Raw genomic sequence first — 11337 nt, 5'->3', positions numbered from 1 at the left:
TAAGTGTGGTAACATATTTAGCTGACTGATACTAATAGGTCGAGGGCTTGACCAATAAATATTCAAGAATAAAACTCAGTAAGCTGAGTAAATTCGAGAAGCAAAATCAAAGATTTTGGCTCTCATTCATGTGCAATTTTCAGAGAACACTCTGAAAATAAAATATTCCGTGGTAGCTCAATGGTGGAGCACTCGGCTGTTAACCGATAGGCTGGAGGTTCGAATCCTCTCCACGGAGCCATTTTAAATTATAAGAGTTTTATAAGAGTAGATTTTTGATCTATTGTTATAAAACTCTTTTATTTTATATATAGATAGAATAGTTTATATAAATAGAAATGAAGTGTGAAATTATTAAATTCAGTATATGGGTAATAAATCTTATATGATCTTGATTTGGAAGAAGAAACAGAGCAAGGTCATATAAGATTTATTGCCTTTTTGTTGTAATCATTTCGTAACTATTATTCAGTTTATTGTAAAGATTAAAAAAGATGATTCTTATATAATTAAAGTAAGTATACATATCATAGATTATTTGAAATCTAAAGATCTTGAATTTGGAACATTAAAGTAATCATATTACTATATTAAAAAATTTATATTAATTAAAATGCTTTTAATATATCCTTTTTATTTTTATAATTAGGGTATAATTTAATTATGTATTTAAAAAGTAGATAAAGGGGTGAGGAAATGAATAAAATTTTATTAGTTGAAGATGAAGAAAGTATAAGAGGCTTTTTAAAAATAAATCTACAAAGAAGTAATTTTAATGTTATTGAAGCTGAAACTGGAGAAAAAGGCATAGAATTAGCAAATAAAGAAAATCCTAAAATAGCAATTTTAGATGTTATGTTACCTGGAATTGATGGATTTATGGTATGTAATGAATTGCGTAATAGATTTCCTAATATGGGAATTATTATGATTACAGCTAAGGGGCAAGATATGGATAAAATTATGGGACTAGAGTATGGAGCAGATGATTATATAGTTAAGCCTTTTAATCCATTAGAGGTAGTATTAAGAGTAAAAGCATTAATTAGGAGATTAGGAGAAGATGATAGAGAAAAATTACAGCTTGGGCCATTTATTATAGATTTGTATTCTCAAAAAATATTAAAAAATAATATTGAAATAGATGTTACACCAAAAGAGTATTTATTAATGAAAATATTTTTAGAAAACCCTAATAAAGCTTTTAGTAGAGATGAATTGTTAGATTTAGTTTGGGGAAAGAACTATTTTGGCGATGCGAAAATAATAGATGTAAATATAAGAAGGCTAAGAGCAAAAATTGAAGATAAACCTTCAGAGCCAAATTATATTGAAACTGTATGGGGGATAGGTTATAGGTGGAAATTAAAAGGATGAAAAGTATAAAAAATCAATTGCTAAGAGGTATAGTAATAATTATTTTCTCAACGGTTGTTGTGTTAAATATATTACTTATGATATTTATAAGAAAATACTATTATGATAATATGGAGGCAATTTTAAAAAGTAGAATAGAAGTATCTATGAATTTTTATAATAAGTATTTTTCTTCTAGATCACTAATAGAAAATATTTACGATAATGTAGATGCCTTTTGGAATGAAAATAATGCACAAGTAGAAATATTTGATGCTAGTGGGAATTTACTTATGGATTCTATTGGAATAAAGGATGAAAAGCTAACAAATGCTTCTGATATATATAAAGCACTAGACGGAGAGCCATCAAGATGGATTGGGAAGGTAGATTATTATGATAAAAATGTAATGGCAGTATCATATCCATTAGAAATCGATGGTGAAATAATAGGGATAATTAGATTTGTTACTTCACTAGAAGAAATTGATTCAATCATAAGAAATATAATGATTATTTTCTCAAGTATATCTATTGGGGTGTTACTACTAGGTGTTTTATTAAGTATATTTTTAGCAAATAGTATTATAAATCCAATTAAGTATTTAAATCAGGTTGCAGAAAAAATGGGAAGTGGGAATTTAAGTGTAAGGAGCAATATTGATAGTGGAAATGAAATTGGTCAACTTTCTAATACACTAAATTTTATGGCAGATGAAATATCTAGAAGAGAGCAATTAAAAAATGATTTTATTTCTCAAGTTTCTCATGAATTAAGAACACCGTTAACAGCTATTAAAGGATGGACTATAACATTAAATAACCATGAAACAGATAAGGAAACTTTAGATTTAGGATTTAAAATAATAGAAAAAGAAACAGATAGGCTTTCATTAATGGTAGAAGAATTATTAGATTTTTCTAGGCTTATAAATGAAAATGTAAGTTTAGATTTAAGAGAAGTTAATATTTCAGAATTTATTAATCACATTCAATCTTTTATGGGACCTCGAGCTAATAAAGAAGGAATTAATTTGAAATTTGTTAATGAAGCTAAAGGAACTATGATGGTAGATAGTAATAGATTAAAACAAGTATTTATAAACTTATTAGATAATGCTTTTAAGTTCACAGGTGCTGGAGGAAATGTAGTATTCAGCGAATTCATATCTAATGATAAAATTAAATTTATTATTGAAGATAATGGATGTGGAATATCAGAGGAAGACCTACCAAGAGTAAAAGAAAAGTTCTTTAAGGGGAAAAATTCAAATTCTAAAAATGGAATAGGATTGTCTATTTGTGATGAAATAATTAAACTTCATAATGGTGAATTTAATATATATAGTAAATTAGGAATAGGAACAAAGGTGGAAGTTATTATTCCAAAAAATGAGGAGGAATAATATGAAGTTAGTTAAAAAGATTCTTTCATTGATAATTATTTTAATATTTACATTTAATATTGGTTGTAGTAAAGTAAATGGAAAAGATACACAATCAATAAAAGCCCCTGATAATGAAAACTTAACTATAAAAGGTACCTGGAAAATCAAAGATATTAATATAGTTGATGATGAGATTGAAAATAAGGATGAAATATTGTCACAGAAGGATTCTTTAATTAGTATATCTAGTAGTAAAATTTCAATTTTTAATAAAGCATATCAATTTCCAAACTTTAAATTAAAGGTTGTAAATGGAAGTTATGTATTATCTTATGAATTAAATCTAATGTTAAAAGACATTATAGAGCCATCAGATAAAGTAGATATAATTTCTTTAATAGATTCAAATAATTTAATAGGAGAATTTATAATTACAAATAATGATAATGGGTATTTATTTTATTCTGGATTATTACTAAAGTTAGTTAGAGAAGATATAAATCCAAGACATATTGAAGATTCTATTAATAAGATAGAAGCAGAAGTGATAGATGAAGATTACAACAGTAATGTTGGAGTAATGTTAGCTTTAAAAACTTCTAGTAAAGAAAGTGAAAATGGAGTTTTTCATGATTCAAGTTATAGAACTTTATGGATATCATTTAAAGATAATAAAATAGAGCCTATATTAGAGAAAAGTAATATTATTTTTCCAAGATTAAATGGAATATGGACTATAGAAAAGAAAGAAATTAATGAAGAAGGTATATATAATGAGTATTTTATTGCTAAGCCAATAGATGGAAGAGAAGATATGAAAATTGGAAGTGGCACATCAGTGAGTCTATATAAAGATGTTAATTTTATTTCTAATGATTATATTTCAATTGAGAGATTTGAAGAAGATGAATTTAATTATTTAGCTCCAATTTATAGAACCATACCTATTGATAATATTAATTCATATCAAGGTCTTAGTATAAACGAAATATATTCAACAGAAGTAAAAGAAAAATATGAAAGAGATTTTAATGATGCATTTAATAGTTTATCATTAGAAAAACAAAATTCATTAATTAATAAAGTAGATTATACTAATTTCACCATAAAAAGAATAGAAGGAAAATGGGCTTTAGTTGGGAGAATTATATCAAAGGATCCTAATGAAAAAGGAGTTGACTTTAAATTATCAATAAATCCAAATAAAAAGATTTTAAATTATGATACATTGTTAATACCATGGAAGGATTTAAAGGGAAGATTCCCATTTATAGAAGATGCTTATACTTCTCCCACAGGAAGAATAGCAATAATTATATTTAATAATAAATTATTTGTGTATGAGTTAGAAGAAGGAAGCATAAAAGGAAATTCACTAATAAGTATAGACCTTAATGAAGGCGAAAGAGTTATAATGTCAGAATGGGCGACAGGCTCCTATGTGGATACATGGACAAAGGCTTTTAAAGGTGGTGGAGTAATTACAAGTAATTAATATTAAGGAGGATTAAACTATGTTATCAAATGATATATTATCTAGTGTTTTAGCTAGATGTTTAATAACAGGAGGAGACTTTGCAGAGATATTTGAAGAAGATACTATCAATACATCTATCGGTATTCTTAATGGCAAAGTAGAAAATTCAATATCAGGAAGAACTCATGGTATTGGAATAAGAATATTTAAGGGATTTAAAAGTATTTATGCCTATACTAATAATACAAGTTTATCAGCTTTACTAGATACTGCTGAAAAAGCAGCATTGGCACTTGGAGAACTAAAAGAAGATATAAGTGTAGTTCTAGATAGAAAAGAAGTTTACAATAATAACCCAATTATATATATACCATCATCAATAAGTATAGATAAAAAAATTAATGTAATGAAGGCTGGATACAGAGCTGCTAAAGAATATCATAATGAAATATCTCAAGTATCAGTTGGATATTTAGATAAAGAGCAAAATATATTAATTGCAAATACAGAAGGATTACTAACAGAAGATAGAAGAGTTAGAACTAGATTATCAATAAGTTCAGTTGCCTCAGCTAATGGAGAAAATCAAACAGGCTTTGAAGGACCAGGAGCACATAAGGGATTTGAGTTATTTGATAGTATAGATCCAGAGCATTATGGTAAGGAAGCATCAAGAATTGCTCATACTATGTTACATGCTAAAAATTGTCCTGCTGGAAAGATGACGGTGGCAATTGATAATGGATTTGGTGGAGTTATATTCCATGAGGCATGTGGACATTCATTAGAAGCAACTGCTGTAGCAAAGGGAAATTCAGTATTTACAAATATGCTTGGCAAACAAATAGCTTCATCTAAAGTAACAGCAATTGATGATGGAACTATTCCTAATGCTTGGGGATCATTAAATATTGATGATGAAGGAAATAAAACTAGAAAGAATATATTAATAGAAAATGGAATCTTAAAGGGATACTTAATAGATAAATTAAATGGTAGAAGAATGGGTATGGAGGCAACAGGAAGCTCAAGAAGACAAAGTTATAAGTTTGCCCCAACATCAAGAATGACAAATACTTATATTGCTGCAGGTAATGATGATGAAACAGAAATTATTAAATCAATTTCTGATGGATTATATGCAAAGAAAATGGGTGGAGGATCAGTAAATCCTGTAACAGGAGAGTTTAACTTTGCAGTTTCTGAAGGATATATAGTTAAAAATGGAGAAATACAAGAGCCTGTAAGAGGAGCAAGTCTTATTGGTAAAGGTAGCGAAGTATTATTAAATATTGATATGGTAGGAAAGAATTTAGAACAAGGTCAAGGTATGTGTGGTTCTATATCCGGAAGTATCCCAACTAATGTAGGTCAACCTATGATTAGAGTAAAAGAAATAACAGTAGGTGGAAGATAGGAGGGAATTGAATATGGAATTAAAAGAATTTATTGATAAGTTATTTTTAGAAGCTAAAAATAATGGATTTAATGAATATGAAGTTTATTATGTAGATAGAGAAAGTTTAAGTATAAATGTTTATAATGAAGAAGTTGAAAAATACAATTTAACAACTTCTTATGGATTATCTTTTAGAGGAAAAATCAATGATAAAATCGGATATTCTTATACTGAAATATTAGATGAAGATGCTATAAAAATGTTAGTTAAGAATGCTAAAGAAAGTGCCCTTGCTATTGAAAATGAAGATATTCAATTTATTTATGAAGGTGATAAGGAATATGCAGAAGTTAACACTTATTATAAAGCTTTAGAAAATATTCCTGCAGATAAGTTAATAGATTTAGCATTAAGCATGGAAAAAGAAGCTAAGAATTTAGATAATAGGGTTAGTAGCTTTGAAGGCTGTGGAATAGGTTATAATAATTCTAAATATGGAATTATTAATTCTAAAGGATTAAATTTAGAGAATAAATCTAATCTGCTAAGTGCTTATGTAGTACCAATAATTAAGAGTGGCGATGATATGTATGATGGAATGGGATATATAACAGCGAATTCTTTAGAAGAAGTAGATCCAAAGAAAATTGCTAAAGAGGGAATATATGAAGCCACTTCAAGAATAGGTGGAAAGTCAATTCCTTCTGGTAAGTATAAAACTATTATTAATAATGAAGCTATGGTTTCAATTCTTTCAACTTTTGCAGGAGTATTTAGTGGAGACGCTGCTCAAAAGGGATTAAGCTTATTAAAGGATAAAGAAGGAGAAATTATAGCAAGTGAAAAGGTAACATTATTAGATAATCCACATTTAGAAAATGGGTTAGCATCAGTTCCTTTTGATGATGAAGGAGTAGCAACTAAGAAGAAAGACATAATTCATGAAGGTAAATTAATTACATTACTTCATAATTTAAAAACTGCTTATAAAGGTAACACAAAATCTACAGGTAATGGATTTAAGAGTTCTTATGGTTCACCAGTAGGAGTTTCACCAACTAATTTCTATATTGAAAAGGGAACTAAAAACTTTGATCAGTTATTAGAGGAAGTAGGAGAAGGTGTTTTAATTACTGAATTTGCTGGATTACACTCAGGAGCAAACTCAATAACTGGAGATTTTTCATTAGCAGCCAAGGGATTTTATATTAAGGATGGCAAGAAGGATTTCCCAGTTGAACAAATAACAGTAGCTGGAAACTTCTTTGAGTTATTAAAAAATGTAGTAGAAGTTGGAGCTGATTTAAAATTTCCAATGAGTAGCGTTGGAAGTCCATCTATAAGAGTTGAAGGCTTAAGTATAGCTGGTAAATAATATTTAAAAATTTATAATTAATTTAGAAACTCAGTTTATAATCTGAGTTTCTTTTGCAATAAGAAATAATTATTGTATTATAAAATAAATTTAATTATCTAGTTAGATTAAATTAATAGTAAGAGATTATTTATAGAGGGAGATTATTTATGGTAAAAGAGGTTAAATTAAAAAATGGGCAAGCTCTATTGTTGAGAAGAGTAGAGGAAGAGGATGCTGAAAAAATCATTAAATATTTGAATATTGTTGGCGGAGAAAGTGATAATTTATTATTTGGGGAAAATGAGTTTAATAGTTCTGTTGAAGAAGAAAAGCTATTTATTAGTAACTTTAATAAATCAAATAACCTAATGATTATAGGGTTAATAGACAATAATATTGTAAGCATAGCTAATATTGTAAAGTCCCCTAGAAAAAGAATATCCCATAATGGTGAAATTGCTATTTCTGTAAAAAAAGAATACTGGGGTATAGGTATAGGATATGCTGTAATGAATGAATTAATAGAATTTGCAAAGTGTAATAACATAAAAAATATTAGTTTAGGAGTTAAAGCAAGTAACAATAAGGCTATAAATTTATATAAGAAGTATGGCTTTAAAGAAATAGGATGCCATAAGGATTTCTTTAATGTAAATGGAAAATTTGATGATGAAATATTAATGGATTTATATCTCTAATTATAACAATTAATATTTTGCTAATAAATAATGAGCATAGATAATTATGAAATAAAAAAAGAAATTCAATCTTAGTTGAATTTCTTTTTTTATAATTTATTTATCTTTTAATAAACTAGCTTTATTTGCTCTTATCATCTTATCGGAAAGGTCAACTATATTTTTATACATCTCTTTTTCTTCATCTGTAAGGTTTTCTCCTACAACTTCAAGATTAGTAAGAACTGCAAAAGATTTATTAGTATTTAATAAGTTTCTTCCAATGGCAGTATTGATATATTTATCATTATCTACACCCATAAGATATAATAGAGATGGCATAATATCTATTTGTCCACCTATGGTATCAAAGGTCTTTCCTTCATTCATATCTTTAGACCAAATTATAAATGGCATAGTATGATGACCATTATCTAAATACCAATCTTCTTTATTAGATAGTTTTTCTATAGAGCTATTATAGTATTTGTGAACACCAGTATGATCTCCTTGGATAACTATAGCTGTATTATCTAATAGACCTTCCTTATCTAATTGTTTTAAAAACTCACCTATTTGTTTATCTGTATATTTAATACTTTCAAAATATCCGCCCATTTCACTTTTATCTAATTCACTATCTAGGTTTAAAGTTCTTTTTTCTTTAGGTAAATCAAAAGGTCCATGACTAGTTAAGGTTACTGTAAAAGCATAAAATGGATTTTTTTGCTCTTTAAGCATTGGAATAACTTGTCTGAAGTAACTTTCGTCAGATAATCCAAGTCCGATTTCTTCATCTATATTAAATGAATAGTAATCAACGAATTCATTAAAGCCTATTCCTTTAAGACCATTTACATAATTCCAGAAAGAACCCTTATCAGGATGTATTGCAATAGTATCATAATTCATTTCTTCTAGTAAAAGAGGAAGAGAATTATATTCTGTTGAAGGGTATCTAAAGAAAGTACTACCTCTTCTTAATGGGAACATAGATGTATTAATCATTAAGTCTGAATCTGAACTTGTACCTTCATTTACTTGCTCATAAATATTAGGGAAATAAAGTCCTTTACTTACTAATTCATCCATAACGGGTGTTATTTTTTGTCCATTAACTTCTTTACCAATTATAAAGCTTTCTAAAGATTCAACTTGAATAACTATAAGGTTTTTACCCTTTAGCATTCCTGCATATTTATTATTTGGTAAGTTTTCTTTTGCTTCAAAAAATTCATTTATTTTAGTAGTATCTTCTTCAGTAAGTTCGTATGGTTTAGAATCTTTATATACATTGTATACATCGAAAATATGATATCCTATTGGAGAAAAATATCTAGCTGTATTTGTAGGATCATAATTTGAAAATATATAACCATTTTTAACATCTTCATTCTTTAAAACATTTAAATTAAAAGGCACATAAGCTATAAATAAGATACTAGAAAGTATCATTACTATAAATGTTAAAGGTGCTCTTCTTTTTACATTGCTATAAGATTTTCTAGTAAAGAAAACGTAAATAGCTAAGATAATGAAGTCAATTAATAATAAGAAATCCATTTTACTAAACATTGACGATATTGTACCACCCATATTATCAAGGTTAGCTGTTTGAGTTAATAATAATACCGAAGGCATTGTTAAGAAGCCTCTAAAGTATCCTAAGTCTAAAAGTATAAGTGCAGTTATTATAATATCTATAACAAATAGATATATAACTCTTCCTTTACCTTTAAATAATAATGAGAAACTTAAGAATATTAAAGTAAAGGCATAATAGTAATTAATAAAAGGCTTTGCTGAATTTAGGCCATCTGAAAAACTTAAGATATAAGGAGCTTCAGTAGCAACAAATCCCTGAAAAATTATTAATTTTAATATTATAGTTATAAATGGTATCAAGAATAGTATCATTCTTATAATTCCATCAATACTTACAATATTAATAATCTTATTTTTGAATGTTTTTAAAATATTGTCTAACATTAATTCACCTCAAAAAAAAGGGCCTATTATTTAAGCCCATTATAATTCTTTATCTAGTTCACAATATCTAATTATAGTATAGTAGTTTTTAGAAATCAAACAAGATTTTATTAATTTTTTATTATGAAAAGAAGCTTAATTTAAAACCATTATAGAATAGAGTTATTATATTTACTTACCATTTATGGTATAATAATAAATGTATTTTTGTTAAAAGTAATGGAGGTTACATATGCTTCAATATGATTTAATAATAATTGGAGGGGGAGCATCTGGACTTTCAGCAGGGGTTTCTGCTCTTCAACATGGAATTAAAAAGGTATTACTACTAGAAAGAAATAGTGATTTAGGTGGAAATTTAAATTTATTTATAAATGAGGGCTTTGGAAAGTATTATTTAGGAAAAGATGTTACTGGACCAGAGCTAAGTAGTGAACTTATAAGAGAATTTAAAGCTCATGGCGGAGAATATAAACTTGATACTGAAGTTTTAGAAGTTACCACTAATAAACTAGTTACTTATGTTAATCCTGATGAAGGAATACAAGATGTTAAAGCTAGAGCAATTATAATAGCATCAGGATGTAGAGAAAAATTTACAGGTAATATTAATATACCAATTCATAAATATACTGGGATATATACTTTAGTTTCTGCACATAAACTTATTAATTTACAAGGATACTTACCTGGGAAAAAGGTTGTGATATTAGGAAAGAATAAATGGTCTTTACTTTTAGCAACAAGGTTAATAGTAGAGGGAGCAGAAGTTAGAGCTATAATAAATGGTTCTAAGAAAAACAACCTAAATGATAGAGAAGAAAAGTTTATTAAAGCTATGAATATTAATGTTATAGAAAATAGTAGAGTTATTGAATTACATGGGGATGGAAGAATAGAAAAGATTGATATAGAAAATAAAGAAGATAAGAGTATAACTAATATAGATTGCGACTCTTTAATATTAACTGTAGGATATTTTCCAGAGATAGCTTTTGTAAGAAAAGCTAAAATTGAAATAGATGAAAAAAGAAATCTTATAGTTAATAATAATGAAACCTCTTCAAAAGGAATATTTGCTTGTGGAAGTGTGATTACAAGGGATGCCATGTTATTTAATAGTGGAGAAGATGGCTATAAGGTAGGAGAATTAGTTGCTAAATATTTAAAAAAATATTTATATTAAAAGTGGAGTTATTATAAAATAACTCCACTTTTAATATAGCGAAAATAATTATAGATTAAGTGCTTTAAGAAATTCATTAAAGAGAAGTTTATGACCTTCTTCGTTAAAATGAATACCATCTATAAATATTTCACTTGAATTCAAGCTTAAGGACATATTATAAAAATCAATATATTTAACTTTATAATTATTGCAAAGCTTTATTAATTCTTCTCTTAGTTTGGGAAGATTACTTTCACAGTAATCATAAGTAGGAGATGCCATAAATAATCTATAAGCATCTTCCTTTATTATTTTTGGGGGTATTCCTATGAATATATTATTAGTCTTAGTCAAGGCTTCTTTTAGCATTAATTCTATATTTTCAGTAATTTGAACTAAGGGCCTATTAGATAATAAATCATTAGTACCACCCATTATAAATATTGCTTTTGGAGATAACATAGTTACATCTTCTGTAAATCTATTTAACATATCGGTGGTAGTATTTCCGTTAATGCCTTTATTG

At 27.2% G+C, this 11337-nt stretch carries 9 protein-coding genes and 1 tRNA gene; 8 read left to right on the top strand and 2 right to left on the bottom strand.

What is annotated here, in order from left to right; all coding sequences use genetic code 11:
- Positions 1-166: 166 nt before the first annotated feature.
- From HUJ77_RS06770 to HUJ77_RS06740, 7 genes are all read left to right on the top strand, one after another.
- Positions 167-241, top strand: a tRNA-Asn gene (locus tag HUJ77_RS06770).
- Between the two features lie 455 nt (positions 242-696).
- Positions 697-1377, top strand: coding sequence for a response regulator transcription factor (locus HUJ77_RS06765; RefSeq protein ID WP_291707816.1), 681 nt, complete (start codon positions 697-699; stop codon positions 1375-1377).
- Positions 1374-2762, top strand: a complete 1389-nt coding sequence (locus tag HUJ77_RS06760; RefSeq protein WP_291707815.1) for a HAMP domain-containing sensor histidine kinase — start codon at positions 1374-1376, stop codon at positions 2760-2762. The genes HUJ77_RS06765 and HUJ77_RS06760 overlap by 4 nt, the downstream gene beginning before the upstream one ends.
- A gap of 1 nt (position 2763) precedes the next feature.
- Entirely contained in the window at positions 2764-4239 is a 1476-nt protein-coding gene (locus tag HUJ77_RS06755) for a hypothetical protein (RefSeq protein WP_291707814.1), read from the top strand.
- 19 nt (positions 4240-4258) lie between these two features.
- Positions 4259-5638: a TldD/PmbA family protein gene (locus HUJ77_RS06750; RefSeq protein WP_291707813.1), complete on the top strand. Its 1380-nt coding sequence runs from the start codon at positions 4259-4261 to the stop codon at positions 5636-5638.
- Positions 5639-5651: 13 nt separating this feature from the next.
- The gene (locus HUJ77_RS06745; RefSeq protein WP_291707812.1) at positions 5652-6995 is read left to right on the top strand and encodes a TldD/PmbA family protein; all 1344 of its coding nucleotides are present in this window, start codon (positions 5652-5654) and stop codon (positions 6993-6995) included.
- A gap of 149 nt (positions 6996-7144) precedes the next feature.
- The gene (locus HUJ77_RS06740) at positions 7145-7675 is read left to right on the top strand and encodes a GNAT family N-acetyltransferase (RefSeq protein ID WP_291707811.1); all 531 of its coding nucleotides are present in this window, start codon (positions 7145-7147) and stop codon (positions 7673-7675) included.
- Positions 7676-7771: 96 nt separating this feature from the next.
- On the opposite strand, the gene HUJ77_RS06735 is transcribed toward HUJ77_RS06740, so the two are convergent.
- Entirely contained in the window at positions 7772-9643 is a 1872-nt protein-coding gene (locus HUJ77_RS06735) for an LTA synthase family protein (protein WP_291707810.1), read from the bottom strand.
- Between the two features lie 232 nt (positions 9644-9875).
- Between HUJ77_RS06735 and HUJ77_RS06730 the strand changes: the two genes are divergently transcribed.
- Complete coding sequence (locus tag HUJ77_RS06730; RefSeq protein ID WP_291707809.1) at positions 9876-10829, top strand: FAD-dependent oxidoreductase; 954 nt, start codon at positions 9876-9878, stop codon at positions 10827-10829.
- A 48-nt stretch (positions 10830-10877) separates the two neighbouring features.
- Here HUJ77_RS06730 and HUJ77_RS06725 read toward each other — a convergent pair.
- On the bottom strand, positions 10878-11337 hold a 460-nt coding region (locus HUJ77_RS06725), incomplete at its 5' end, for a GDSL-type esterase/lipase family protein (RefSeq protein ID WP_291707808.1).

This window comes from Clostridium sp. (genome assembly GCF_021443865.1).
GTDB lineage: Bacteria > Bacillota > Clostridia > Clostridiales > Clostridiaceae > Clostridium.
Note: the sequence above shows the minus strand (reverse complement) of the source record. Positions and strands in the feature narration are given on the sequence as shown.

Coding starts and splice junctions, on each gene's coding strand:
- HUJ77_RS06730 (WP_291707809.1), top strand. CDS start 9,876: ATGCTTCAATATGATTTAATAATAATTGGAGGGGGAGCATCTGGACTT.
- HUJ77_RS06750 (WP_291707813.1), top strand. CDS start 4,259: ATGTTATCAAATGATATATTATCTAGTGTTTTAGCTAGATGTTTAATA.
- HUJ77_RS06745 (WP_291707812.1), top strand. CDS start 5,652: ATGGAATTAAAAGAATTTATTGATAAGTTATTTTTAGAAGCTAAAAAT.
- HUJ77_RS06755 (WP_291707814.1), top strand. CDS start 2,764: ATGAAGTTAGTTAAAAAGATTCTTTCATTGATAATTATTTTAATATTT.
- HUJ77_RS06765 (WP_291707816.1), top strand. CDS start 697: ATGAATAAAATTTTATTAGTTGAAGATGAAGAAAGTATAAGAGGCTTT.
- HUJ77_RS06760 (WP_291707815.1), top strand. CDS start 1,374: ATGAAAAGTATAAAAAATCAATTGCTAAGAGGTATAGTAATAATTATT.
- HUJ77_RS06740 (WP_291707811.1), top strand. CDS start 7,145: ATGGTAAAAGAGGTTAAATTAAAAAATGGGCAAGCTCTATTGTTGAGA.
- HUJ77_RS06735 (WP_291707810.1), bottom strand. CDS start 9,643: ATGTTAGACAATATTTTAAAAACATTCAAAAATAAGATTATTAATATT.